The organism is Streptomyces sp. NPDC004126 (assembly GCF_050275515.1).
Taxonomy (GTDB): Bacteria; Actinomycetota; Actinomycetes; order Streptomycetales; family Streptomycetaceae; genus Streptomyces.
This window is the reverse complement of the sequence record NZ_JBNNPF010000010.1, coordinates 63,278-88,433: the sequence shown is the minus strand read 5'-3', so window position 1 is coordinate 88,433 and position 25,156 is coordinate 63,278. Positions and strand designations below refer to the sequence as shown.

Sequence of the window (25,156 nt, the reverse complement as noted above, 5' to 3'; positions counted from 1 at the left end):
AGGCGCGCGGGCCGATGTCGATGCCCCTCAGCCGTACCAGCCGGTTCGCCCCCGGCCGGTACGTCTGCGGGTCCACCGCGCGACGGGCTCGCTCCAGGGAGCGTTCACCTCGGGATCCCCGGCGGCCCGCGAGGTCGTCGCAGACCTGGGCACGGGGGCGGTCCGGTGAACCGCCGTGGCAGCGCTCGTACGTGGTCCGGTGGCCGGCGGCGCGGGCCCGGGGCTGCGCGAACCGAGGCCGAAACGAGTCCGGCGCTTTGCCAGAGCGTTCGCTTCTCGTGACCCTGACCAGGCATGATGACGCTTCGTGCTCACGAACATCATCACCGCCGTCGGTCTGCTCGTCCTCCTCTGGGCAATCGCCAACACCACCCGCCTCGCCGTTCGCAACCGGAAAGCCCGGAACTTCGACGCCGCCGCCTACGGCCTCGTCCCCCGCGAGCAGCTCGACTCCCGGCGCTCCGGCCCGCCGCGTGACGAGCCCGCACTGCACTCCGCCGTCGAGGCCGCCCTGCGCGGCGAGTGGGAGCCCGCGGCCGGACTGCTGGCGGACACCGCCGAACGCCAGGACTGGGCCGAGCGGTGGCGGCTCGTCGAGGTGTTCGCGGACCTGGCCGTGGAGGACGAGCACTGGCTGCGGGTCTGGCGCGCCAAGCGGCCGCAGGACGCGGATCCCGTCGTCGTCCACGCCCACGCCCTGCTGCTGCGCGCGTGGGCGGCGCGCGGCGAGAAGACCATCGACCAGACCTCCGCCGAACAGGTGGCGCTGTTCAGGGAGCTGCTGCCGACCGCCGTGTACGCGGCCCAGGAGGCGGCCAGGCTGGCACCCCGGGATCCGTCCCCGTGGGTCACGATGGTCGCCGCCGCGCGTGGCCTCGGGCTGTCCCACGACGAGTTCCGAGGCCTGTGGAGCGAGGTCACGCGCCGCGCGCCGCAGCACTACGACGCGCACTGGCACGCCCTTCAGTACTGGTGCGCGAAGTGGCACGGCTCCCACCGGCTGATGTTCGGCTTCGCCAAGCAGGCGGCGGCGTCCGCTCCGGCCGGGAGCCTGCTCTCGGCCGTCTACCTGCACGCCGTGTACGAGGCCGCGCTCCGGGACGGCGACGCCGCCTACCGCACCTGGGTCACCAAGGCCGGGCTCGCCGGCGTTGCGGCCGACCTGGCCGGGGCCGGGCCGGAAGACCGCCGGCTTCCCGCGATACGGCACCTGTACGCCGCCGTACTCGTGAAGACGGGGCGGCACGCGCAGGCCCTGGCACAGTTCCGGCTCATCGGCGGATGGTGCGGTGCCGCCCCCTGGACCGACGCACGGGATGCCGTGGCGGCGTTCGACCACGCCCGCGGCCTGGCGGCCCTCCACTCGGGCCGTCCGCGTCCCTGAGGGGCGTGTCCGAATCTGCCGGGAGATCGTCATGGTGGGCCCGGCGGGCCGTGGATCACGATGGGGGCCGTACACAACCGGGTCCCGCCACGCGGGCGCGGCTGCGCGAACGGGCCTTCCGTCCTTCGGTGCGCGCCCGGGATCCCTGAGCAAGGAGACATCAATGCGTGCCCTGGCGAGGAAGATCAGCACGATCGGCGCTTCCATGACCGCGATCGCCGTGCTGGCGGCCTGCTCCCCCGGTTCCGCGGCCGCGGCCGGCCCGGACGGCGAGGACACGGCCACCACGACCGTCGCGTCCCCGACAGGCCCTGCCGACCCGGCCGCGAAGAAGGGCGGCTCCGAGTTGCTCTCCTTCCCCGCGCCCGGCCGCACGTGGAAGGAACTCCCGGGAACGGGAGGGGTGAAGTACGCCAACGTGCGGGGCGACCTCGCGGGGAGCGGCAGCTACGAGGCGTTCGTGTCGTTCCCCGCCGGGAAGGACAACCCGCTGCACGTCCACAGCCAGGACCTCCCCACCGTCGTCCTGAAGGGCACCTTCTACGCGGACTTCGACGGCAGGCGCGTCCGGTACCCGGCGGGCTCCTACTACCGGCTCCCCGCCGACAGGCCGCACCTGAGCGGATGCGAGAAGGGAGAGGACTGCCTGCTCTTCCAGTACCAGGAGGACCACTTCGACCTGGTGCCCGCGAAGACCGGGCAGTAGGTCGGCAGTAGGCCGCGCGGTCCTGCCCGGCGGGGGTGTCATCCCAGGGTGTCGGGCCGTCCCATCCACCAGTTGCCGGGGGCGGCCGGATCGGTGCTGGACCAGTACTCGACCACGGCGGACTCGAACTCGGCCGGGTCGAGGACGCCGTCGCCGTCGCGGTCGAGGTGGGCGAACGCCGCGTCCAGGTCCGCCTGTCCGATCGCCGGGAAGTGGCTGCGCTGGAAGGCGTCGAACTCGGTCCGGCTGACCCGGCCGTCGGCATCGGCGTCGGCGATGGCGAAGAACGCCTGGGCGATCGCGCCGACGGTGGCGGCGGCGGCCTGGGGGTCGTCGGCCAGGGTGAGGGTGCCGGTGACGAACTCCCGCTTGGCCAGGCGGCCGTCGGGGCCGCCGACGTGCGGGGCGTGCAGGTCGCGCCAGACCGCGACGTAGGCGTTGACCATGCGGGTGTGCTCCGCGGAGCCGCGGGCGTACCCGAGCTGGTCGGCGGCCCGGTCTCCCATGATGACGTGGTCGGCTTCGGTCAGGGCCCCGTCGCCGTCGGCGTCCAGCAGATCGAAGCCGCGGCTGATCTTCGCGCGCAGGATGTCCATGGCGGCGAACGTAGCGCGGGAGCCGCGGGTCCGGGGGCCGGTTGCCCTGGTAGCACCCCATCGGGCGACGTCGCCGCGGCGGTACCTTGTCGCCCGTGGGCGCACGCCTGCTGCCCCGGACGCAGCGGGCCTGCTCCGTCCGGGTGGTGCGCGGGCGGCGGGCGTTGCGCGGGGCCGGATCCGGCCCCGTCACCACAAGGGTTGTGCCGGAACCGGCAGACGCGCGCACACCGGAGGAGTCCCCATGCCCGTGACGGACGACGAGGTAGAGGTGCTGATCGTCGGTGGCGGGCCGGTCGGGCTCACCGCGCGGGGGCTGCTGGAACGCTGGGGCGTGCGGACGCTGCTCGTCGAGAGGCGGCGCGAGCTGTCCCCGTTCCCCCGGTCCCGCCTCGTCAACACGCGCTCGATGGAGATCTTCCGCCGGCTCGGTCTGGCCGCCGGGATCACCGCCAACGCCTTCCCGCCGCAGTTCGGCCGCGTCAGGTTCCGCGACACCCTCCACGACCGTGACTTCGCGTCCGCCGCGATGGTCGGGGTCCACGCGCCGATCCCGGAAAGCCCCGTGACCGGCGTGGTCACCTCGCAGGACCGGCTGGAGCCCCTCCTGCTCGCCGCGGCGCAAGCGGCGGACGCGCCGACGCGGTTCGGGGCCGAGGTCACCGGCCTGGCCGAGGGGGCCGACAGCGTGGTCGCCCGGCTCCTCGACCGGGAAGGCGGTGCGGAGAGCCGCGTCCGCGCCCGCTACGTGCTCGCCGCCGACGGCGCGAACTCCACCGTCCGGCAGCTGCTGGGAACGGGCACGACGGGTCCCGGAGCGCTGGCGGCCTTCACCACCGTCGTGTTCGACGCGGACCTGAGCCGGTGGTGCGCCGACCAGCCCGCCGGGGTCTACGTCACCGCGCACGGATCGTTCCTCCCGCTCTACCCCGAAGGGGGCTGGGCCTGGCTCGCGCCCACCCCCGAGGACCCGGAGCACGCCGACTGGTCCGGCCTGGTCTCCCGCGCCCTCGGCCCCGGCGCCGACGTCCGCGCCGAGGTGCTGCGGGTCCAGCACTGGGTGATGAACGCCTTCGTCGCCGAACGCTTCCGCCACGGCCGGATCCTGCTGGCCGGCGACGCCGCGCACGCGATCCCCATCATCGGCGGCCTCGGGATGAACACCGGCGTCGCCGACGCGCACAACCTGTGCTGGCGGCTGGCGGGAGTGCTCCGCGGATGGGCCGGGCCGGGCCTGCTGGACACGTACGAGGTGGAACGCCGGCCCGTCGCCCACCAGACGCTGCGCCAGGCGGTGGCCAACACCGACCTCATGTTCCAGGCGCAGAGCCTGCGCCGCGAGCAGCTCAGGACCAGCGGCGGCGCGGCGCCGAGTACGATCCGACTGCCTTGGTCGGAGCGGTATTTCGCGCAGCTGGGTCTGGTGCTCGGCGTCACCTACCGCTCCGCGGCCGTCCTCGCGGACGGGGACGGCGAGGGCGGCCGACTGCCGTCCGAGGCATCGGAGGCGTCCGAGGTGTCCGAGGTGTCCGCCCACTACACCCCGACCGCGGAGCCCGGCCGCCGGATGCCGCACCTGTGGCTCTCGCGCGACCGTTCCACGCTCGACGCGTTCGGCGAATGGTTCACGCTGCTCACGCCGGACCCCGCCCGCTGGGAGTCGCAGAGCGCCCCGGCGTGGCCGCTGCGCGTCGAGGCCCTCACCGGCGAGCACGCCGGCCTGTGCGGCCTCTCCGCCCAGGGGGCACTGCTCGTCCGGCCCGACGGCCACATCGGCGCCCGCTGGCAGGGCGGTCCGCCGGACGACTCCGTCCTGCGCCGCGCCCTCGCCGGGATCACCGGTACGACATCGGCCTAGGCATCACCCGGTGACACGCGGGCGTTGTCGACGTACAGGCACAGTGCGCCGTCCTCGGGGCACCTCAGGGCCACCGAGATGCCGCGGACCGCCCCGTCCCGCGCGAAGACGAGCGCGACCGCGATCTGGAACACGTCGTGCCCGGCGGGGCAGCGGGGCAGGTCCGACGGTTCGAAGCCCGGGCCCGGCGAGGCGGGCGGCAGCGGGGCCTCGGACGGCTCCAGGGTCCACGGGTACGCGGGCGGGTGCACGTCCCCGTCCGTGATGCCGACCGGTATGCAGCAACCCACGCAGAAGCACTCGCCCTTGGCGACCTCGAACTCGTCCGCTCCGGCACCGCACAGCACGCACTCGGCGACCCGGGCCTCGACCCGCCCGCCCGGCTCCGCGCGGGCGGCGCCGCGCAGCATCCGCAGCATGTCCTCGGGTTCCGTGGTGGGTTGCCCCGCCGTCCCGTACGTCCACACCGCCTCGTGATCCATGGTGCGGATCCTCGCACGCGACCCTCCGGGACGCGTCAGTGGCTGTCGCAGGAGTGACTGTCGGGGGTGGCGGCCACTATGTAATGTCACATCGCATGATGCTCTTACGTCGTGCGGCGTCGGCCGCCGCCCTCCTCGTCACCGTCCTCCCCGTGACCCTCGCCCCCTCGCCCGCGCACGCGGACGGATCCGGCCCCGCCTGCCGGCCACCGGCGTCCGTACCGCTCGACGCCGAACAGGCGCGCCTCACGGACGCCCGGACCACCGCCCTGGTCGAGCGGGCCGGGTTCGGGGAATTCGTACGACGCTTCCCCGCCGCCCTGTGCACGACACGCACCCCCGCCGAAGCCGAACGGCTCCTCGACTCCTGGGGCCAGGCCCTCTGGCAGGCCTCCGTACGGCGCGCCCAGGGACAGCGGCCCGGCGGCGACCTCGCCCCCGGCGACGACCGCCCCCTGTACTGGGCGCGCCTCTCCATGACCGCCGCGCTCGCCCGCTGGCAGCCGGCCTTCGCCGTCGACCGGGCCGCGCTCCGCGCCCGCTTCGAAGACGCCTCCCGCGGCCTCACGGACAACGCCTTCCGGGCCGCGCCCGGCGTACGGCGCGTCTTCATCAGCGGCTTCGACCCCTTCGGGCTCGACGCCGAGATCCGCCGCGCCAACCCGTCCGGGTCGGCCGCCCTCCAGCTCAACGGACGGCACGTGACCCTCGCCGACGGCAGCCGGGCCGAGATCCGCGCCGTCGTCCTGCCCGTGCGGTACGCCGACTTCGACGCCGGCATCGTGGAGCGGGCGTTCGCCCCCCGCCTGGCCGCCGGACCCGCCACCGCCGACGTCATCACCACCGTCAGCCAGGGCTACCCCGGCATCTTCACGCTGGAGGACTGGGCGGGGCGGGCACGGTCCGCCGACCCGTACCCCGACAACGTGCGCGCCCTGTCCGGCGGCACCCGCGAGCACCCGGTGACCGCCCCCGGCCTGGGCCCGGGACCCGAGTTCATCCGCACCACGCTCCCCGCCGACGCCGTGACGGCCGCCGTCCAGACCCCGTACCCGGTCCTCCTCAACTCCGACGTGACCGAGATACCGGCGGGCGGCACCACCCCCGTCGACCGGACCGACGGCCCGACACCCGGCTCGCGCGCCGTGGCCGGCGGCGGTGGCGGCTACCTCTCCAACGAGGTCGCCTACCGCTCCAACCGGTTGCGCGGCGAACTCGCCCCGCGGCTGCCCGGCGGCCACCTCCACACGCCCGTACTCACCGGCCTGCCCGCCGACCCCCAGCTGCTGACCGGCCCCGAGTTCGAACGCAACGAGAGCGCGATCACCGCCGAGGTCCGTGCCGTCCTCGAACACGCCGCCGTACGCCGCTGACGCGGCGCGCGGGCATGTGACCAAATGATGATTCCTTCGTTGTCCGCAGCGTGGGACGACGTCTACGCTCCTCGGCCGGGCTGCGCCAGGCCGAGGCGGTCATCATCGAGCGCTACCCCCAACTGCTGCGTCTGGCCTACCTGGTCCTGCCACCGGGGCTCGACCGGCACGCCCGGCTGCTGCGCGCCCACCGCGGCGTCCAGCACTCCCTGCGGGCCGCGGGGCGCCGGGCGGGGCAGGGCGGGGACGCCCTGGCCGCCGTACGGGCCGAGGTGGTGCGGTACGCGGCAGGACGAGGGCGCGGGCCGCTCCTGCCGTGGGTGTGGGGGCTGCGGATGTGGCCCAGCGCCGAGGAGCTCGACGAGGCGGCCCGCGCCCTGGCGGGGCTGTCCCCGTACGCCCGCGCGGCGCACGTGCTGTGCCGGTTCGACGGGCTGGACGAGGACGCGGCGGCGGGGGTCCTCGCGCAGGCCGGAGCCGGTGATCCGGCGGGCGAGGTACGGGCCGCCCTCGCCGCCGAGGACGAGGAGGCGGCCGACGGGGGCGCCGGGCAGGGGCGTCGCGGCGGGACGGGCGCCGGGGTCGGGCAGGGGCCGCGGACCCTGCCCCGGCCGGGCAGAGAAACGATCTTGCACCCGGCGGACGTGCACACCCGGCCCACCGACCTGCTGCTGCGCCGCACGCGCGTCCGGGCCGCCTGGGGCGTCGCCGCCGTCCTGCTGCTGGCCGCCGGGCTGACCCGGGCCACCGTCGACGGGCCCGGCGCCGGGCTCCCCGTCCCCTACGCCGGAGCGCCCGCCGCCCGCACCGCCCTCGATCCCGCGCGCCTCGTCCGGGTGCCCGAGCGGGCCTGGTCCGACACCGGCCGGGTGGACTTCACGGCCTGGCCGGCCCGCGGGCCGCGCACCGGGGACCGGTCCCTGCTGACGAGGGCCCTGGGCGCCTGGGCCGCACCGCCCTCCGGTACGGCCGTCACCGTCGCGCCCGCGGCCTCGGCGGAGCCGCCGGGACACCCGCCGCAGCTGCTGTTCGCGGGAGACCCCCGGCCGGGGACGGCCGTGGTGGTGTTCCTGGACGCCGACCGGGTCGTCCGCTACACCGAGCGCGGCGGCCGCCGGAGCCTGGACATCGCCCGCACCGACGACGCCGACGTCACGACGGCGGCCGCCGTCACCCTGGCCCGGGACGGGAACACGGCCCTCCGGCTGCTCGCCCCGTGGATCGCCACCGCCGGAACCAGGGACCTCACCGCCCCCGCCCAGCCCGTCCGCCCCCTGCCGATCGGCCCCGACGGAACCGTCACCACCCCCTCCCCGGGCGAGGCCGCCGGCGGGGGCCGCCCGGACGGTGCGGGCTGTGGTCCCCGTCCGGTGCTGGAGGTCGCGTCCTCGCCGCGCATCGTGGAGAAGCACGCCTTCCTCCTCGCCGACCGCGGCGGGCTCCTGACCGTCCACCTCACCTACACCCCGCCCGCGGAGGGCGCCGACGCCCCGCCGGCCCGCCAGCCCCGCGAGGCCACGGGGCCCGCCGCCCTCGCCCGCTGGGCCCAGGAGGCCTGCGCCCTGGACTCGGTGGACGGGCGGGCGGTCAGGGCCGTCAACCTCTGGGACTTCGCGCTCACGGAACTCCCCGAGGCCGCCGGGCGGGCGGTCTGGTCCTGCACCCGCGCCACCCGCTGGACCGGGCAGGGGGACGTCCTGATCCGGCTCCGGCCACCCACGGGGGCCTCCCTGGCCGTGACCCGGGCCCGCTCCACGGCCGCCTGCGGACGGTTCGGGCAGCACGTCCTCGCCACGACGGTCTGGCGGGCCCCGTCCGGCCACGACTACCAACTGGCCGCCGGCAGCCGCGAGGTCACGGAGATCGATGCCACGGGCTCACTGCACACCCGCACGCCCGGACGCAGTCTCGCCGTCCCGGCACCGCCCGCCCCCGCACCCCCGGCCACGCTGACGGCGACCCTGCGCAGCGGCGCGGTCATCACCGCGTTGGACTCCCGGGACGGCGGCCGGGACTGAACGGAGCCGCCGACCGCCGCCGGAAGGAGGCCGTCTAGGATCCGGGGCATGGACGAACGGGGGGCCGGGCCGGTGGCCTGGGACGTACTGGAAGAGGTGCCGGCGGGCAGGGAGGAGCTGCCGGTTCTGCTGCGCGGACTGGTGACCTTCGGGCAACGCCAGGTGTCATGGAGCCGGTTGGAGAAGAAACTCGGCTGGCGGAGCGACACCCCGCTCTTCGCCCACGCGGTCGCGCACCTCTTCGTCCTGCTCCCGCAGCTCGACGACCGACGTCTCGTGCAGGTGCTCGACTTCCTGGCCCAGCGCGGCGATGCCGCCTGCCTCAGTCCGGTCGGCGTCCACCGCAGGACGTACGAGGTGTTCACGGATGCCTGGCCCCATGTGCTGCCGCTGGTCGCCCACGGGACGGCGGGCGTGCGGACCGGCGCGGCCTGGGTGCTGCGCTCGATCCGCTGCACGGAGACGGCCGTGCTCGACGCGCTGCGGCAGCGCGCCGCCGTGGAGGACGATCCGACGGCGCTCGTGGCCCAACTGCTGGCGGTCGGCGAGCTGTCCGGGGACCGGGAGTGGCTCCTGCCCTGGGTGGACCACGGCCATCCGCTGGTCGGGCTGGCCGCCGCGCGGGGTGTGCTGGCCTCGCCCTCGCCCGGCACGGGCACGGGCACGGGCACGGGCACTGCGGAGGGTGCCGTGGGCCGTGCGGTCGCCCGTGGGCTGGCGGAGGCCAAGGGGGAGCGGCTCCCGGACGTGCCGTGGTGGCCCCTCGGCCATGAACCGGACCAACGCTTCGCGGAGCTGTCGGCGGCGCACCCGGACGAATCCGCGGCGCTGTTCGAAGCGGTGGCCGGGCACCGGCGCGCGGACCTCCGCCGCGCGGCCGTGCTCGCCGCCGGCGCGCGGCTGGGGTACTGGCGCGACCGCGCGCCGGAGCTGTGGGCGGCGGTCGCCGCCGGACTCGACGACGAGCGCGACGTGGCCGCGGCTTCGATGGAGGTCCTCGCCAGAGGCGGCGCGGCGGCGGCCCCGTGCGCGGACCCACTGGTCCGCCACGTCGAGCGGTCCGGGGACGCCTCCCACGCGGCCCATGCCGACCTGGCGTTGCGGGCGCTGGTCGGCATGGGCGACGACAGGGCCGCCGACTGGTACGCCGCGCGCCTGGGGAACCACTGGCTCGACGTCGCCCCGCTGCCCGCACGCTGGGCCCCGCGGCTGCTGCCGGTCTTCCGCCGGCGGCTCGCCGCCCCCGGCCGGCAGAGCCATGCGGTCCCGAGGATCCTGCGCACCCTCGCCGAGTGGGGTCCGGTGGCCGCGCCGGCGGTGCCCGAGCTGGTCGCGCTGCTGGACACCCCGGTCGCCCGTGCGGCGGCGGAGGCGCTGGGCGCGATCGGCCCGGCCCCCGCGACCGGGCGGGCGGCCGGGCCGCTGGCCGCCCTCGTCACCGCCGGTCCCGGGCCGGGCCGGCACGCGTGGCACGGCGGTGCGCAGACCGCCGCCTGGGCGTACTGGCGCGTCACGGGGGACCCGGAACCCGCCCTGCGGGTGTGCGGGGCGGCGGTCCGGGCAGGCCTCGGGCAACCGGTACTGCGCTACCTGGCCGACCTGGGCCCGCTGGCCGCCCCGCACGCCGACGCGGTGCGGCCGCTGCTGACGTACCCCGGGGAGTGGAGCCGGACCGGCGCCGCCGAGGCCTGGTGGCGGATCACCGGCGACGCGCAGCCGGCCGTGGAGGCCTTGCTGCCGGAACTCGCGCCGCTGGCCCGGCACTCGGCGACCGCGCTGGTCCTGCGGACCGTACGGGTGCTGGGCGGGATCGGCGGGCCGGCGGCAGCGGCCCTGCCCGTACTGCGCGAGGTGTCCTCGTCGCCCCGCCGCTACGGCGGCATCCCGATGGACGAGGAGCTGCTCGGGGCGGTGAGGGAGGCGCTGGTGGCCGTCGAGCGGACCTGAGACGGCGCGGTCAGCCGAGGACCGCGGTCACCTCGCGGCGGGCCGGCTCCGACAGGAGGGGCGTCCAGCGCGTGAACAGCTCGCGCAGGGCCGCCCCGTTGCGCTCGCGGAAGGACTCGTTCACCTTGGCCAGGTCCAGTTCGTTGGCGACGGTGAGTTCGGCGAAGTCGCGGCGCTGCTGCGCGGACGGCGTGAACTCCTCGCCGGTGAACCGGTCCCGGAAGGTCGCCGCCGCGCCGTCCGGTGCGGCGAGGCCGGGGTAGGAGGCCTTGCGGTCGCAGCTGGCGTAGAAGTACACGAGCTCCTCCGCCTCCGTGCCGATGGCCCGGGCGAGGCGATCGCGCTCGGACAGCTCCAGGAGTACCAGCGGCAGCCCGTCGGTGCCGTAGAAGGCGTGGCACAGTGCCGCGGTCTGCAGTACGGGCCGCGCGCCCCACGAGGCGAGCATCGCCTCGACACGCAGCAGGTGGGTCAGGAGCGTGCCGCCGGAGTGCCTGGTCGTCTCCGCCCCCACCTCCTTGAGGAGGGCCATCGCCTGCGGGTCGGTGTGCTGGTCGTCGCTGTGCATCATGGGGCCCATCATGACGAGGCCGCCGGGCCGGCGTACACCGGGACCGGCATGCGGACACCGGCGCCGGGCCCTCCGTACGCCGGAGGAGGGGCGCGCGGCCGGGACGGTGGCGCCGAGTCCGGGGGCGTGGCACCCTGAGGCCCGTGATCATACGGGTGAGCGAGGCGCGCGTACGTCCTGAACGGTTCGAGGCGTTCCACGACATGATCGTCTCCGCGGTGCGCGGGTTCCCCGGCCGCTACCCGGGGCTGGTGGACCACGAGGTGCTGCTCGCACCGCCCGATTCGCTGCTGTACGTCAGTCGCTGGCGCGGCGAGGAGGACCTGGTCGGTTTCGCCGGCGAGCACTGGCGCGACCAGCCCGTGGTGCTGCCCGGCGAGGACGAGTACCTCGTGGGCCCGCTCCAGGTGCGGCACTTCACCGTGGCGTCCCTGTAGTCCGGAGCCGCGGCGCGGCCGATGTCACAGCGGTGTCCTACGGTCGGGGGCATGACGACACTGATCACTTACGCGGGTCCGGGCACTCCCGGTGCCGCGGTCACCCGCTTCGGCGGGGTGCCGTTGGGCGTGCCCGGGACGGCGTGGCCGACGTGCGCCGAATGCGGCGGCCCGCTGAAGTTCCTCGCGCAGTTCCGGCTGGACGAGTCCGGTTCGGCCGTGGCCGGCGCCGGCCGGGCGCACGCGCACGTGCTGGCGTTGTTCGCCTGCCAGAACCGTCCGGGTTCGTGCCGGGACTGGAGCGCCTCCTCCGGCGCCAACCTCGCGCTGCTCCTGCCCGCCCGGGGCCTGCGCCGCATCGCACGGCCCCGGGGCCGGTCCGTCGACGTGGAGAAGCTGTTCCTCGGGGCGGCCCATGCCGCCGAGCCGTACGATGCCGCCGAGGCGGACTACGACAGCGCCTGCGCCGCCTGGGCGGAGCGGACCGGCCGGCCCCGCAACCACGTCCTCGGGCAGCTGGGCGGCGCGCCGGCCTGGCTCCAGTACGACCAGACCCCCGTGTGCCCGGACTGCACCGCGCCGATGCGGCCGGCCGTTCAGCTGCAGGAGGGGCCCGATCCCGTCACCGCCATGAACTTCGGTACGGGCCGCGCCTACGCGTTCACCTGCGTGCCGTGCGGCAGAGCGGCGTTCCTCTGGCAGTGCTGAGGGCCCCGGGCGCCGAACGGTCGGGCGGGGTTTCGCGTCGAGTTCGGCTCCCGGCAATACTCCAGTCGCGGACATGACAAGTACTCCCCCGAGAGTTTCCTTATCAGGGCAAACACCCTATAAAGGAAGAACGATGACGACACGACTGTCAGTTCGCGTCTCCGTGCTCGCGCTCTGCACGGCGCTCTCCACCGCCTTCGCGCTCCCGGCGCAGGCCGCATCGATCAGCAGCGTCCGGCCGAAGGCCGAGACCGCGCCGCTGTACGACGACGAGGCCGGCGGCGACGCCAACGCGGACGACCCGGCGATCTGGCGCAACGCCGCCGACCCCGGCCGCAGCCTGGTGGTCGCCACCGCCAAGCAGGGCGGCCTGCGGGTCTACGACCTGGACGCGCGGCAGGTGCAGTCGATCCCCGCCCCGGCCGGGCCGGGCGCCGACGACGCACCCGGCCGCTTCAACAACGTCGACCTGGTCCAGGGCCTGCGGCTGGCCCGCGGCCCCGCGGACGTCGCGGTGGTCAGCGACCGCGGCAACGACCGGCTGCGCATCTACCGGATCGACCGGGACCGGCCCGGCGGCCCGCTCACCGACATCACCGCCACCGGCGCGCGCCCGGTCTTCTCCGCCGACCAGGCGGAGATCAACGAGCAGAAGACCGCCTACGGCCTGGCCACCTGGACCGACCGCAGGACCGGCCGCTCCTACGCCCTGGTCAGCCGGCGCAACCGCACCCGCATCGCCCTGCTCGAACTGCTCCCCACCCCGGCCGGGACGGTCGACTACCGTCAGGTGCGGACGATCGACCTGCCGTCCTCCTTCCGCCTGCCGAACGGCACCACGTGGGCGCCCTGCGCGGAGCCGGGCGAGCTTCCGCAGGTCGAGGGCATGGTCGTCGACCCCGCGGACGGCACCCTGTACGCGGGGCAGGAGGACGTCGGCATCTGGCGCATCGACGCGGGCCTCACGGGCACGCCGAAGCTGATCGACAAGGTCCGCGAGTACGGGGTCCCCGGCACCTACGACCCGCGGACCGAGGAGTGCACGCCCGGCACCGACCCCGGCTTCGGCGGCAAGCGCCTGACGGCCGACGTCGAGGGCCTCACCCTGGTCACCGAGCCGGACGGCGACGGCCACCTGCTCGCCTCCAGCCAGGGCGACGACACCTTCGTCGCCTACGACCGCGAACGCGAGGACCACAACGGGTTCGAGGGCGCCTTCCGCATCACCGCGGCCTCCGCCGCCCTCGACGGCTCCGAGGTCTGCGACGGAGCAGCCGCCCTCAACGCACCGCTCGGCGCGCGCTACCCGCACGGCCTGCTGGTCGTCCAGGACGGCAAGGAGACCCCCGGCGACGGCGACCGCGAGGCCACCGGCTTCAAGTTCGTCGACCTGGGCGAGGTCCTCCGCGCCATCGACTGAACGGGCGTCGCCGGCCGTCGCGGACCCGGCCGTCGCGGACCCGGGCGACACTGACCGGGCCCGCCGCAACGTCGCCCGTGACGCCGTCCTCAGCGTCTGCGGCGGCGGGCCAGGCGGGTGCGGTGGCCTGACGGGGGCGGGGCGGCCAGGGCGAAGGCCACGGCGATGCGCGCCCCGCCGAGCGGGCCGCGGGTGACGGCCACCGTGCCGCCGGTCGCGGTCGCGGCCCGGCGCGCGATGTCGAGGCCCAGTCCCGTGGAGCCGGTGCTGCCGCCGCGGGACAGGGCCCGGTCCGGTTCCGGGATGCCCGGGCCGCCGTCCTCGACGACCAGCTCCACGGTCTGGGCCGTGCGCCGGACGCCTACGGCGAACGCGGTCCCTTCCGGGGTGTGGCGGAAGACGTTGCCGATGAGGGCGTCCACCACGGCGGCGACGTCGTCGTCCGGGAGGCCGACGGCCGTGGGCTCCTGGGTGATGTCCAGCCGGCAGGAACGGTCCTGCTGCTCGGCCAGGACCGCCCAGAAGGCCGTCCGGCGGCGGACGACCTGCGCCACCTCGCTGCTCGGGCCCCCGCCTCCCGCCGCGGCGGCCCGGCCTCCCGGGGCCCGTTCCGTACCGAGCAGGCCCTGGCCCATGGGGCCCACGGCGAGCGGGGTGCGCGCCGCGGCGATGATGGCCTGCAGCTCGGTCTCCAGCTCGCAGACGGCCGCCTCGACCCTGGCCGACTCCGGTGTGCCCGCCATCCGTTCCGATGCCAGGTGGAGTGCGGTCAGCGGGGTGCGCAGCCGGTGCGACAGGTCGGCGACGAGCTCGCGCTCGACGGCGAGCAGTTCGTTCATGCGCTCGGCCATCGCGTTGAAGGCGACGCCCGCGTCCCGCAGTTCCCGGGGGCCCATGGGTTCCACCCGGGCGTCCAGGTCGCCCAGTCCGAGCGCCCGCGAGGCCTGCGCGAGCCGCTTCGAGGAGCGGACCACCTTGGCGCCGAGCCGGTCGGCGACCAGCACCGAGCCGGCGATCAGCCCCACCGCGAGGAAGCACATCACCGCCCATGACTGCGCCACGCCCCGGGTGAGTTCCGCCTCGGGCACGAAGTTCTCGATGACGGCGACCTCGTCGCCCGGCAGCACCACGGGCTGCAGGCAGACCCACCCGCCGGGGACCTCCTGCGAGATCGACTCCCGCCCCCGCTGCGCCCGTTCGAGCAGTGCGCCGGGGGCCTTGGAACGGACCGGGGCTCCCGCCCCCGGCAGGTGCACGATCAGGTGGTCCGCCGCGTCCAGGCCGGCCGCGGCCTCCCGCAGCGCGTCCGGGTCCGTGGTGAGGGCGAGCACCGGCGCCAGGGCGGCGCCGCGCTGCTGGGCGGCGGAGACGCCCTGCTCCTTGACGAGGGACATCACCAGGGCGGCCAGCGGTATCAGGAAGGACAGGGCGACCATGGAGGTCACGGCGAGGGCCACACCGGCCAGGGAGCGTCTCAACGCGGTGCCACCAGCTTGATGCCGACCCCGCGCACCGTGAGCAGGTAGCGCGGGGCGGCCGCCCGTTCGCCGAGCTTGCGGCGCAGGGAGGACAGGTGCACGTCTACGGTCTGGTCGTCCACGTACGGCTCGCGCCACACCTCGGTCAGCAGACGGCGCTTCGAGACGACTTGGCCGGTGTGGTGCGCGAGGAAGGCCAGCAGGTCGAACTCCCGGCGGGTCAGGCGCAGCTCCCGTCCCGCCAGGTGCGCGGTGCGCGCGCCGGGGTCCACCGCCAGCTCGCCGACGACGGTGGGCCGCAGCGGGTCCCCGGCCTGCGCGGGCGCGGGCCCCGCCGCGACGGCGGCGGCGGGGGCCGTGCTGCCGGTGCGCCGCAGGACGGCGGCGAGGCGGGCGAGGAGCTGGCCCCCGGAGAAGGGCTTGACCAGGTAGTCGTCGGCGCCCGCGTTCAGGATGCTGATGATCTCGGACTCGTCGTCGCGGGCGGTGGCCACCAGCACCGGTACGGAGGAGATGCCGCGGATCATGCGCAGGGCGTCCCCGCCGTCCAGGTCGGGCAGTCCGAGGTCGAGGACCACCGCGTCCACGGGCGCCTGGGTGACCTCGCGCAGGGCGCCGAAGCCGTCGGCGGCGCTGCGCACGGCGTACCCCTGCTCGGCCAGGACCTCGATCAGTGACTGGCGGATGCTGGGGTCGTCTTCCACGACCAGGACGCTCGGCATGCGGACACCTTAGAGGTTCGGCCGGGTGGGGAACGCGGTCAGGGCGTGAGGAAGGCCGGCCCCTCGTCGGTGACGCGCATCCGGACGGGGTGGTCGGACACCGGGATGGTGCAGCCGTCCTGCGTGCTGCAACTCGCGTAGCCGATCAGCACCGTCGCGCTGCCGCTGCCCGATGCGCGGACGGGGAGGGTGGTGGTGACCGGGCCGTCGGGGTAGACGGGGACCGGGGAGCCGACCCCCGGCAGCCGGACGGTCCGCTCCGTCTGTGCCGCCGTCAGCGGGCCGTCCGCCGCGAGGGTTCCGGTGACGGTCACGGCGGTCGGGCGGCCGACGCCCTCGACGCCGGCGGGCGGCAGGGCGGTGCTGTAGAGGTGGAACCCGGCGGCTTCGGGGGCGAAGACGGCGGTGAGGGTGCCGGTCCCCTTCGCGGCCTGCCAGCCGGAGAACGAGAGCGTGACGGTGACGCCGTTCTCGGAGAAGCGTGCCGTGGGCGGGGGTCCGCCGGCCGCGGGCGCGGAGGGCCCGGCGCCGCCGCAGGCCACGAGCGCGGCGGGCGCGAGGAGGGCGGCCGCGGTGCGGAACGTGCGCCGGAGGCGGGTGTGCGGGGAGGAGCGCATGGGGGTGCCTTCGTGTAGTGGGTCTTCGGGGTGGGGGCCTCTCGGGCCGTCCCGGGACTCTCGGGACGTGTCGGGGCCTCCGGGGGCTTACAGGGCCGTGGTGGAGCTCGTGCTCCAGAGCTGCATGCGGTAGACGAGGTCGTTCCACACCCCGGTGGCCAGCAGCAGACCGACGATCACGAGCATCCCGCCGCCGGTGCGCAGGACCCACGCGTAGTGGCGTTTGACCACGCCGAACGCGCCCAGGGCCCGCCGGAAGGCCAGCGCGGCCAGGACGAAGGGAAGGCCCAGCCCGAGGCAGTAGACGGCCATCAGCAGGGCTCCGCGGGCGGCGCTCGCCTCGTTCCAGGCGAGCGCCTGGACGGCGGCCAGCGTCGGGCCGATGCACGGTGTCCAGCCGACGGCGAAGACCGCCCCCAGCAGGGGGGCTCCGGCGAGCCCCAGCGCGGGACGCCGGTGGCTGCGGAACTCCCGCTGCGCGAACCCCGGCAGGAATCCCGTGAAGGAGAGCCCCATGAGCACCGTGAGGATCCCGAGCACCAGGTTGACCGTGCCCTGATGGGCCAGCAGGCTCCGCCCGGCGTACCCGAACAGGGCGCCCCCGGACACGAGGACGGCGGTGAACCCGAGGACGAACAGGACTGCGCCCGTCGCCATGCGGCTGCGCCCCGCGCCCCGCGCGTCGGCGAGTTCGGCGACCGACAGGCTGGTCACGTAGCTGAGATAGCCCGGTACGAGCGGCAGCACGCACGGGGAGAGGAAGGAGACGAGCCCGGCCGCGAAGGCCACCGGAGCCGCGATCAGGACCGTCCCGTCGACCAGGGAGGCGGCGGCGTCCGCCGCGGCCGGCGGGGCCGCGGCCGGCTGCCAGTGCGCGTACGGCGTCATCCTTCCGCCACCACACGGGCGACCAGGGGCCGCAGCTGCTCGGCGCTGACGGCGCCCCCGATGGCCACGGCGACCCGGCCCCGGCGGTCGAGGACGAGGGTCGAGGGGATCGTCTGCGGGTTGAGCACCGCCGGCGGGAAGCGCAGCAGGAGCGCGCCGGTGGGGTCGTGGATGCTGGGGAAGCCCAGCCCGTGGGCGCGTACGAAGGACCGCGCCGCATCCCGGTCCCGGTCCCGGGTGTTGACCCCGAGGAAGCGGACCCCCTCGCCCCGCAGCTGTCCGCTGAGCAGCGCCAGGTCGTCGGCCTCCGCGCGGCAGGGTGCGCACCAGGAACCCCAGACGTTGAGGACGACCACCTCCCCGCGGAACGCGGAGAGCGAGACCGTCCTCCCGTCCAGGTCGCTCCCGGTCAGCGCGGGAGCGGAGGGGCGGGCCCGCGGGGCCGCGACCGCGGCTCCGGCCGCGGGCGTGGCGGCGACGGTGCGGGCGGCCCCCGCGGCTCCGGCGCCGGAGCCGTCCGTGGCGATGCCGGTCAGCAGCAGGGCCGCCGCCACCGACAGGCCGACGCCGACCGGGACCCCGATCGGGACGGCCGTGCGCATCCGCCGTCTCACGGGGCCCACTTGCGCAGGAAGGTGTTGATGCCGTCGGCCGTCAGCGGCGGGTTGCCCGTGGCATGGGTGTCGACCCGCGTGGTGCCGGACGGGGAGACGACCACCAGCACGGGCATCGTGTAGGTCCCGCCCGAGGGGCTGTACTTGCGCAGCAGTGCGGAGTTGGCGGAGCTGTTGCCGCCTATGTCGACCTTGACGAGGTGGTAGTCGTCCGCGAGGAGCGCCGTGGTGGCCGGCTGGGCGAACACCTTGTCGGCGGCCTTGCAGTTGCCGCACCAGTTGGCCCCGAAGTCGAGCAGGACCATCCGGCCGTCGGACTTCGCCGCGCGCAGGGCCGCGTCGATGAGCGCCTGCGCGTCGGCCGAACCGTCGTAGCCGGGGCCGGGGACCCTGGCGGGGGCGGGCGCGGGGGCCGCGGACGTCGGCTTGGCGCCGCCGGAACCCGGACCGGACCCCGCTCCGGACCCTGCCGCGCTGCCGCCGCCGCTGCGGGCGGTCCCCGGTGACGAGCCGGCTGCGGACCCGGAGGCCGGGGCGGAGGCGGAAGCGGAGGCCGGGGCGGACGGCAGGGCCGAGGCGGTGGCGGACACCTCCGGGGACGCGCCCGGGGCCGTCCCGTCCGTCGGCAGCGCCGGAGCCGGCGTCACGGCGCCGGCCCGCGCGGCGGAGCCGGCGGGTGCCGGGGAGGGCCCGCACGCGGTGGCGAGCCCGGCCGCGACCACGGCGGCGGCGACCAGCGGGAGGCGCCGCGCGAGGGGCGGGGCGGAGGACGTCGTGCGGTGTCCGGAGCGGACGGATCGGAGCATGCGAGAGCTCATGGCGAAGACCCCAGGGCAGGTTCGGACGACGGGACGGCGAGGCGCGTCCCGGCGGGGTGAAACCGGGGCCGGCGCCGCACTGGGGCTCGTGCCCCGGCGCCGACGGCCGCTCGGCTGACGCGAGCATAGGGCCGCCGGGACCCGGTGGAACCGGCTCGGGGCGATCTTCAGGTTGCCCTAAGGAACAGCTCACCTTCCGCTTCGCCGCGACGGGTCAACGGGGGCGCGGGGGCCGTCAGAAGGAGCTCTCGCGGACGCTCGCCTTGGCGGACGGGGTGATGGTCGCCGTGATCTCCGACCGGTGGCCGTCGTTGCTGAAGGTGACGGTGAGGGTGTCGTCGGAGGCCTGCGAGGTGGTCGTCCGGAAACCCAGGCCGGGGACCGCGGAGATCAGGCACACGCCCCGGCTCCCGTACCGGACCGTGACCTTGCCGCCCTGCGAGGGAACGGTGTGCAGACCGGCTCCGCCCCGTTCGCAGTCGACGCCGGGCCGGGGCGCGCTGGTCAGGGGCGTCGCCGTGGAGGCCTTGGCGGGGACGGGGCTGGGCGAGGGGGGCGGCGGTGAGGGCTGTTGCGCCGCGGACGGCGAGGGGCTCGTGGAAGCGCTCGCGGTCGGGGAGGCCTGCTCCGGGCCGGGGCTGCCCGCCTGCCAGGCGGGGGGCGTGTCGATGACGACCGGGGCCGAACGCGCGGCCGGGGGCTTGTGGCTGGTCGACCCGACCACGAACTGGACCGTCGCGAGGACGGCGGTCACGCTGGCGGCGGTGCACGACAGCCATATGAGCAGGTAGCGCGGAGTTCGGGGCACGGGCCCCATAGTGGCCGACGCGCGGCGGCGCGTAACCGGCGCCTCCCCCGTTCCGGCATCGATGCGGCAACGGTCGCGCGCCGGGGCGTGCCCGGTTAGGGCCTGTCTGACAATTCCCGCCGGATCACACCGGGCGGGCCGGCCCCGGCGGGAATTGTCAGACAGGCCCTAACGCCGACGTCCCCCTGACCGCCGGAGCAGGGGGACGTGGACGTCCACGGACCCGCGGGGCGGGCGCGTGGAGGCCTCCGGGAGCGGAGGAGGGTGAGGGAGCGGGCGGGACGGGCTACCTCGCGGTGCCGAAGTCCTGGGTCCACCAGGGGCCGCCGTCGCCCTTGTGGACGCCGATCCCGATCTCCTTGAAGGAGCAGTTGAGGATGTTGGCGCGGTGGCCGGAGCTGTTCATCCAGGCCGACATGACCGCGTCGGCGTCGCCCTGTCCGCGGGCTATGTTCTCGCCGAGGCCGGACCACTTGTAACCGGCCGCCTCCACCCGGCTCGTCATGGTGGACCCGTCGGGCCCGGTGTGCGACATGACGCCGCTGCGGGCCATCGTGTCGCTGTACGCGCGGGCCGCCGAGCTGAGCTTCGCGTTGACGGTCAGGGGACCGCATCCGGCGGCGGCCCGCTCCTTGTTGACGAGGGCGAGTACGGCGGACTCGGCGTCCGCGTTGACGGTGCCGGATCCCGAACCGGAGCCGGAGCCGGAGCCCGAACCGGAGCCCGAACCGGAGCCGGAGCCGCCGGAAGACCCGCCGGAGCCGCCGCCCTTGGTGGGGGCCGAGCCCTGCGCCGGCTTGGCGGGCCGGTCGGCTCCCGAGGTGTCGGGCGCGCTCTCGGGCCGCGTGCCGTCGCCGGGTGCGGCCGACCCGGAGGAGCCGGGGCCGGGGCCGGCGCTCGTGCTGGGGCTCGTACTGGGGCTCGCGCTCGCCGAGGCCGGGGCCGAGGGGCTCCCGGCCGGGGTCGGATCGGTGGTGTCCGTCTTCGACTGCGACGGTCCCGCATCGGGCGCGGCTCCGGAAGCCTGCCGGTCCTTGCGGTCGTCGCCGCCCGAGTCGGCCACCGCGACCCCGACCGCCACCACCGCGGCGGCCGCGGTGACGGACAGGACGATGCGGGTGCGCGTCGCCTTCTTCCGGCGGGCCTCTGCACGGGACGGGGTCGCGGGGGTACGGCTGCGGCTCATGCCGGTAACACCTCACTGGAGAGGGGACGGGAAGTACGCCGAGCCTAGGCCGGTGACCAGGGCACATCGCCCCGCGGAGGGGGTTCTTCAGGTTCCCCTAAGGAAGCCCGCAGGATCGGCACAGGGATGATCGGGGGCATTGCGCCCAACTCCGGCAGGATCCGCCGGGCGACGGCCGGGGCGCCGGGCGACAACCCGGGCGCCGACCTGGCCGGGGCAGCCGGCTCAGCGGTCGTGCCAGCCGTCCGGCCGGGTTCCGTCGATGTCGGTGAACCCGTAGGCGCGGGCGAGTTCGGCCGAGGTGACGGATCGCTGGTTCCAGCGGGCGCGGGCCGGATCGGCGGCCAGGGCCGCGGCCGCGCGTCCCACGTAGCGCGGCGACTCGGACCGTGCGAAGCCTTCCGGCGCGGTGGGGAGGCCGCCGGCCCGGTCCGGCATCAGGGCCTCGCGCCAAGTGGCCTCGGTGACGCCGAAGTTGTCGAGCATCATCTCCGACCGCAGCCAGCCGGGCGTGACGGCGACGGCGGTGGCTCCGTACGGGGCCAGCTCGTGTCCCAGGGAGAACGCCAGCCGGTTCACCGCCGCCTTGGCCAGGTCGTAGAAGGCGGAGATCCGGTACCAGGACGCGTTGATGGCGGTGGTTCCGTCGGTCACCTCGACCAGCAGGCCGCCGGGCCGGACGACGAGCAGCGGCAGGAGGTGGTGGGCGGTGATCAGGTGCGTGTCGACGGCGAGCCGGAGGATGCGGAGGCCGTCGTCGAGGTCGTGCTCCCACACCGGTGTGTTCCACCGGGCGGGACCCCCCTTGAGGAGTTCGGCGCCCCAGATGTCGTTGACCAGGACGTCGATGTGTCCGTACTCGTCCCGGAGGCGTTGCGCCAGGCGGCGGACCTGCTCGGGGTCGAGGTGGTCGGCGCGGACCGCGATGCCGGTTCCGCCGAGCCGGGAGACCAGGTCCGCCGTCTCCTCGATCGTCTCCGGCCGGTCGTAGTCGGAGCCGTCCCGCCCCCTTGCGCTGCTGCGGCCCGTGCAGATCACCGTCGCGCCCGCTTCGCCCAGCGCCGCCGCGAAGCCCCGGCCGGCACCGCGGGTCGCGCCCGCCACGACGGCGACGCGTCCGCGCAGGGCGTCGGGATCGGGCGACCACGTCATGGGGCCACTGTCCCACGGCGCGAAGGTCCACGGGCGGCGCCGGGGCCGGCAGGCGGTGCTCAGTGGCGGTAGGCGGCTGCCGCCGTCTCGATGAAGGACCGGATCAGCGGGTTGGAGTCGCCCGCGTTGCACACCGCCACCACACGGCTCGGCGCCATGTCGGCCAGCGGCACCGCGGCCAGCTCCGCGGGCAGGTCGTGGCCGAGGGGTGCCAGGCCGACCGTCCCGTTCCACAGCACGGCGTGCAGGCATTCCTGTACCGCGCGCACCACCGGCCCCTCGCGCGGCGTGCCGCCGTTCCAGTACGACTGCCAGAGCGGGTCGGTGCCCGGCGGGAACCGGAACCAGCGGCGGTCGCTCAGCTCGGCCAGGCGCAGCCGCGGGCGGCGGGCCAGTGGATCGTCGGCGCGCAGGACCACGCCGACCGGATCGGTGCGCAGCGCGCGGACCGTCAGGGCGGTCTCGTCGAACGGCGCCCGGGTCAGCGCCACGTCGACCAGTCCGGCGCGCAGGCCGCAGGTGGGGTCGGTGAGATCGGTGTCGCGGATGCGGATGTCGATGCCGGGGCGGGTCCGGCGGTAGGCCGCGGCCAGCCTGGACATCCCGGGGTCGGTGCCGTCGCCCAGGATTCCGACGGTGAGGGTCGCCGTGCCGGCTGCCGCGCTCACGCGTGCGCGGACGCGGTCGGCGTGGTCGAGCAGGGCCCGCGCCTCGTGGAGGAGCACCGCGCCGACCGGAGTGAGCGTGACGCCGGTGGGCGAGCGGGTGAAGAGGAGGGCTCCCGTGTCGGCCTCCAGCCGCTTGACGGCCCGGCTGAGGGGCGGCTGGCTGATGTGCAGTCGGGCGGCGGCCCGGCCGAAGTGGAGTTCCTCGGCGACGGCCACGAAGTAGCGCAGGGTCCTCAGCTCCACGCTGCAACGATACCCATGCGGTATCGGCTTCGCAGGAAGGGTCTTGGACACGGGCGGACCCCCGGCGGTGCACTGGTGGGCATGACCGGAGAAGAGAAGGCAGACGCGCCGCAGGCCGCCCCCGCCGTGTCGGTGGTGGGTCCCGGCGACGGCGAGATCATCGTTCTGGGTACCACGCGCATGCGCGTCCTGGAGGACGGCAGCAATACCGGGCACCGTCTCGCGATCGCCGAGTCCGTACTCGCGCCGCACACCGAGGGACCGCCGCAGCACCGCCACGCGGGACACGACGAGGGCTTCTACGTCCTGTCCGGGACCGTCCGGTTCACCGTCGGGGACGAGGACCACGACGCCGCCGCGGGCACGCTCGTGGTGGTTCCGCCCGGTACCCCGCACACGTTCGCCAACCCCACCGGCCAACCCGCCGTCATGCTCAGCACGTTCACCCCCGACCTGTACGTGCAGTACTTCCGGGACCTCCAGGAGGGGCTCGCCGCCGGCCGGCCCCTGACGCCCCGGGCCAGCCTCGACGCGATGAGCCGCTACGCGACCGAGCCGGCCACCGGTCTCGGCTGAGCGGATCAGCCCGCGGGCCCGGCGGGATGCGTGTTCGCGCGGGCGGCGGCCCCGCTCCTGCGCTGCTCCTGCCGGGCCCATGCGTCCGAGTCGATGCGCTTGCGGTAGACCTGTTCCGGTTCCGCCTTGCCCAGGTGCACCGTCCACACCCACATCACGGCCGAGACCACGAAGAAGAAGCACGCCGCCAGCAGGTACGACCCGATCTCCTCGGACTCGTCGACGCCCTCCTCGTGCATGAAGCCCGGGACGCCGGAGACGAGTGCGTTCACCCACCAGGCGAGCGCCACGTTGAACAGGGCGAGGGAGATCCAGTACACGATCCGCATGCTCTTGGCGGGGCCGCTCAGTTCCCCCAGCAGGAGCAGGCGGCGCAGCGATACCGGGCCCGTCCGGTGGCGGGACCCGGTGTCCCTTTTGGCGCGGTGCACCGATGCGTAGCAGTCGTCCAGCCAGCTGACCGGGTCCGGATCGGGATCCGGGTGCGGGTTCGGCTTCGGGTCCGGGTGCGGGGCGGTGGGCCCCGCCTGTTCCCTGGCCTGGATCCAGCCGGTGATGAACTGGATCTCCAGCTGTGCCTTCTCCAGCTGCCGGCGGTAGTGGTGGTCGGCGCTCCGGGCCTCGCGCCGGTCCCGGATGAGGAGGCTGGCCCCGCCGACCAGGCCGCTGATCACGGGCACGAAGAACGGGGCGAACAGCACCAGGGAGTCCATGACAGCCACCGCACGCGCCTCCTCACCCCCCAGCGTCCCATCGCCCGGGCCCCCCGCCCCGTCCTGGGGGGCCGATCGGGTGCCTCCCCCGTCGGCGGCCCGCCGGGCCCGGGGGCACTCGTAAGCGGGAAGCCCCGGGGGCCGGGGACGCGGGGGTGCGGCGTGGTGGGAGAATCGCGAGGGTGACGACGAGAACGACTGATATCGCCGCGGCGGCCGGTGTGCTGCGCGCCGGCGGCCTGGTGGCCCTGCCGACCGAGACCGTCTACGGTCTCGGTGCCGACGCCGAGAACGCCGATGCCGTCAACCGGATCTTCGCGGTCAAGGGACGCCCGTCCTCCCATCCGCTGATCGTCCACATCGGCGGCGCGGAACAGCTGGACGACTGGGTCGAGGAGGTCTCCCCGACCGCGCGCCTGCTGGCCGAGCGCTTCTGGCCGGGGCCGCTCACGCTGGTGCTGCGGCGCGGCCGCCGGGTGCCCCTGGAGGCGACGGGCGGGTTGGAGACGGTGGCCGTGCGCGTGCCCGACCACCCCGTCGCGCTGGAGCTGCTGGCGGCCTTCGGCGGCGGGGTGACGGCCCCTTCGGCCAACCGCTTCGGCTCGGTCAGCCCCACCACGGCGGAGCACGTCGCGGCGGAACTCGGTGAGGCCGTCGACCTGGTGCTGGACGGCGGCCCCTGCCAGGTCGGCGTCGAGTCGACCATCGTGGACGTCACCGGCGAGGTTCCGAGCATCCTGCGGCCCGGCGGGGTGACGCGCGAGGACCTCGAAGCGGTCCTGGGCTACCCGCTCGCCGTCCCCGCGACGAGCCAGGTGCGCGTGCCCGGCCAGCATCCGTCGCACTACGCGCCGCGGGCGCGGGTGGTCCTGGTGGAGCCGGGGACGGTCGTCGCCGAGGCGGAGCGCGCCCAGGAGCAGGGGTACCGGGTGGGCCTCCTCCTTCCGCGGCCCTTCGACGGCGCGGATGTGAAGGCCCACGCCGTGGTGGAGGTCCCCGGTTCGCCGGCCGCCTACGCCCGCGGGCTGTACGGGTTCCTGCGCGAGCTGGACGACCGGGGGTGCGACCTCATCGTGGCGTCCCTGCCGGCGGAGGAGGGGCTGGGGCTGGCGATCGCCAACCGGCTCCGCCGGGCGGCGGGACCCCGGGACGGCCTGGATAGGCGATGACCAC

At 75.4% G+C, this 25,156-nt stretch carries 25 protein-coding genes; 11 read left to right on the top strand and 14 right to left on the bottom strand.

Translation table 11 applies throughout. From position 1 onward, the window contains the following. The first annotated feature begins 307 nt into the window (after positions 1–307). Complete coding sequence (locus ACQKM2_RS12325) at positions 308–1,384, top strand: hypothetical protein (RefSeq protein WP_427708828.1); 1,077 nt, start codon at positions 308–310, stop codon at positions 1,382–1,384. A 163-nt stretch (positions 1,385–1,547) separates the two neighbouring features. Further along, on the top strand, positions 1,548–2,090 hold the full coding sequence (locus tag ACQKM2_RS12320) for a cupin domain-containing protein (protein ID WP_427708826.1): 543 nt from the start codon (positions 1,548–1,550) through the stop codon (positions 2,088–2,090). A 38-nt stretch (positions 2,091–2,128) separates the two neighbouring features. On the opposite strand, the gene ACQKM2_RS12315 is transcribed toward ACQKM2_RS12320, so the two are convergent. Beyond that, on the bottom strand, positions 2,129–2,686 hold the full coding sequence (locus ACQKM2_RS12315) for an EF-hand domain-containing protein (RefSeq protein ID WP_427708824.1): 558 nt from the start codon (positions 2,684–2,686) through the stop codon (positions 2,129–2,131). Positions 2,687–2,930: 244 nt separating this feature from the next. On the opposite strand from ACQKM2_RS12315, the gene ACQKM2_RS12310 reads away from it, so the two are divergent. Next, a complete protein-coding gene (locus ACQKM2_RS12310) occupies positions 2,931–4,544 on the top strand; it encodes an FAD-dependent monooxygenase (protein ID WP_427708822.1) in 1,614 nt (537 codons plus the stop codon). Here ACQKM2_RS12310 and ACQKM2_RS12305 read toward each other — a convergent pair. Then, entirely contained in the window at positions 4,541–5,026 is a 486-nt protein-coding gene (locus ACQKM2_RS12305) for a hypothetical protein (protein ID WP_427708820.1), read from the bottom strand. The two genes, ACQKM2_RS12310 and ACQKM2_RS12305, sit on opposite strands and share 4 nt — an antisense overlap. Before the next feature lie 98 nt (positions 5,027–5,124). Between ACQKM2_RS12305 and ACQKM2_RS12300 the strand changes: the two genes are divergently transcribed. Genes ACQKM2_RS12300 through ACQKM2_RS12290 form a run of 3 tightly spaced genes read left to right on the top strand, consistent with a single transcriptional unit; the run spans position 5,125 to position 10,364 of the window. Continuing rightward, the gene (locus tag ACQKM2_RS12300) at positions 5,125–6,399 is read left to right on the top strand and encodes a pyroglutamyl peptidase (protein WP_427708818.1); all 1,275 of its coding nucleotides are present in this window, start codon (positions 5,125–5,127) and stop codon (positions 6,397–6,399) included. A 50-nt stretch (positions 6,400–6,449) separates the two neighbouring features. Next, on the top strand, positions 6,450–8,417 hold the full coding sequence (locus ACQKM2_RS12295; RefSeq protein ID WP_427708816.1) for a hypothetical protein: 1,968 nt from the start codon (positions 6,450–6,452) through the stop codon (positions 8,415–8,417). 48 nt (positions 8,418–8,465) lie between these two features. Continuing rightward, on the top strand, positions 8,466–10,364 hold the full coding sequence (locus tag ACQKM2_RS12290; protein ID WP_427708814.1) for a hypothetical protein: 1,899 nt from the start codon (positions 8,466–8,468) through the stop codon (positions 10,362–10,364). A gap of 10 nt (positions 10,365–10,374) precedes the next feature. On the opposite strand, the gene ACQKM2_RS12285 is transcribed toward ACQKM2_RS12290, so the two are convergent. Next, the gene (locus ACQKM2_RS12285) at positions 10,375–10,935 is read right to left on the bottom strand and encodes a DUF6817 domain-containing protein (RefSeq protein WP_427708812.1); all 561 of its coding nucleotides are present in this window, start codon (positions 10,933–10,935) and stop codon (positions 10,375–10,377) included. Positions 10,936–11,078: 143 nt separating this feature from the next. On the opposite strand from ACQKM2_RS12285, the gene ACQKM2_RS12280 reads away from it, so the two are divergent. From ACQKM2_RS12280 to ACQKM2_RS12270, 3 genes are all read left to right on the top strand, one after another. Further along, entirely contained in the window at positions 11,079–11,372 is a 294-nt protein-coding gene (locus ACQKM2_RS12280) for an antibiotic biosynthesis monooxygenase (RefSeq protein WP_427708810.1), read from the top strand. A 51-nt stretch (positions 11,373–11,423) separates the two neighbouring features. Then, on the top strand, positions 11,424–12,080 hold the full coding sequence (locus tag ACQKM2_RS12275) for a hypothetical protein (protein ID WP_427708808.1): 657 nt from the start codon (positions 11,424–11,426) through the stop codon (positions 12,078–12,080). 133 nt (positions 12,081–12,213) lie between these two features. Beyond that, positions 12,214–13,500: a phytase gene (locus ACQKM2_RS12270; RefSeq protein WP_427708806.1), complete on the top strand. Its 1,287-nt coding sequence runs from the start codon at positions 12,214–12,216 to the stop codon at positions 13,498–13,500. 89 nt (positions 13,501–13,589) lie between these two features. Here the strand turns inward: ACQKM2_RS12270 and ACQKM2_RS12265 are convergent, their stop codons facing one another. The 10 genes from ACQKM2_RS12265 to ACQKM2_RS12220 all read right to left on the bottom strand — a co-directional run bounded on the left by ACQKM2_RS12265 (position 13,590) and on the right by ACQKM2_RS12220 (position 22,694). Further along, on the bottom strand, positions 13,590–14,978 hold the full coding sequence (locus ACQKM2_RS12265; protein ID WP_427708804.1) for an ATP-binding protein: 1,389 nt from the start codon (positions 14,976–14,978) through the stop codon (positions 13,590–13,592). Beyond that, positions 14,975–15,700: a response regulator transcription factor gene (locus tag ACQKM2_RS12260; protein WP_427708802.1), complete on the bottom strand. Its 726-nt coding sequence runs from the start codon at positions 15,698–15,700 to the stop codon at positions 14,975–14,977. The genes ACQKM2_RS12265 and ACQKM2_RS12260 overlap by 4 nt, the downstream gene beginning before the upstream one ends. A gap of 38 nt (positions 15,701–15,738) precedes the next feature. Further along, positions 15,739–16,317, bottom strand: coding sequence for a hypothetical protein (locus ACQKM2_RS12255; protein WP_427708800.1), 579 nt, complete (start codon positions 16,315–16,317; stop codon positions 15,739–15,741). Between the two features lie 87 nt (positions 16,318–16,404). Further along, the gene (locus ACQKM2_RS12250) at positions 16,405–17,205 is read right to left on the bottom strand and encodes a cytochrome c biogenesis CcdA family protein (RefSeq protein WP_427708799.1); all 801 of its coding nucleotides are present in this window, start codon (positions 17,203–17,205) and stop codon (positions 16,405–16,407) included. Beyond that, a complete protein-coding gene (locus ACQKM2_RS12245; protein WP_427708798.1) occupies positions 17,202–17,807 on the bottom strand; it encodes a TlpA family protein disulfide reductase in 606 nt (201 codons plus the stop codon). The genes ACQKM2_RS12250 and ACQKM2_RS12245 overlap by 4 nt, the downstream gene beginning before the upstream one ends. Before the next feature lie 8 nt (positions 17,808–17,815). After that, positions 17,816–18,625 carry a thioredoxin family protein gene (locus ACQKM2_RS12240; protein ID WP_427708796.1) on the bottom strand — a complete coding sequence of 270 codons (810 nt, stop codon included), beginning with the start codon at positions 18,623–18,625 and terminating at the stop codon, positions 17,816–17,818. 247 nt (positions 18,626–18,872) lie between these two features. Further along, the gene (locus ACQKM2_RS12235) at positions 18,873–19,445 is read right to left on the bottom strand and encodes a hypothetical protein (protein ID WP_427708794.1); all 573 of its coding nucleotides are present in this window, start codon (positions 19,443–19,445) and stop codon (positions 18,873–18,875) included. Between the two features lie 286 nt (positions 19,446–19,731). Beyond that, positions 19,732–20,631, bottom strand: a complete 900-nt coding sequence (locus ACQKM2_RS12230) for a CAP domain-containing protein (RefSeq protein WP_427708792.1) — start codon at positions 20,629–20,631, stop codon at positions 19,732–19,734. Between the two features lie 225 nt (positions 20,632–20,856). After that, positions 20,857–21,783: an SDR family oxidoreductase gene (locus ACQKM2_RS12225; protein ID WP_427708790.1), complete on the bottom strand. Its 927-nt coding sequence runs from the start codon at positions 21,781–21,783 to the stop codon at positions 20,857–20,859. A gap of 59 nt (positions 21,784–21,842) precedes the next feature. Further along, positions 21,843–22,694, bottom strand: a complete 852-nt coding sequence (locus tag ACQKM2_RS12220) for a LysR family transcriptional regulator (RefSeq protein WP_427708788.1) — start codon at positions 22,692–22,694, stop codon at positions 21,843–21,845. Positions 22,695–22,775: 81 nt separating this feature from the next. On the opposite strand from ACQKM2_RS12220, the gene ACQKM2_RS12215 reads away from it, so the two are divergent. Further along, the gene (locus ACQKM2_RS12215; protein ID WP_427708786.1) at positions 22,776–23,270 is read left to right on the top strand and encodes a cupin domain-containing protein; all 495 of its coding nucleotides are present in this window, start codon (positions 22,776–22,778) and stop codon (positions 23,268–23,270) included. A gap of 5 nt (positions 23,271–23,275) precedes the next feature. On the opposite strand, the gene ACQKM2_RS12210 is transcribed toward ACQKM2_RS12215, so the two are convergent. Further along, positions 23,276–23,992: a hypothetical protein gene (locus tag ACQKM2_RS12210; protein WP_427708784.1), complete on the bottom strand. Its 717-nt coding sequence runs from the start codon at positions 23,990–23,992 to the stop codon at positions 23,276–23,278. 173 nt (positions 23,993–24,165) lie between these two features. Between ACQKM2_RS12210 and ACQKM2_RS12205 the strand changes: the two genes are divergently transcribed. After that, positions 24,166–25,152 carry an L-threonylcarbamoyladenylate synthase gene (locus tag ACQKM2_RS12205; RefSeq protein ID WP_427708782.1) on the top strand — a complete coding sequence of 329 codons (987 nt, stop codon included), beginning with the start codon at positions 24,166–24,168 and terminating at the stop codon, positions 25,150–25,152. Positions 25,153–25,156 lie beyond the last annotated feature (4 nt).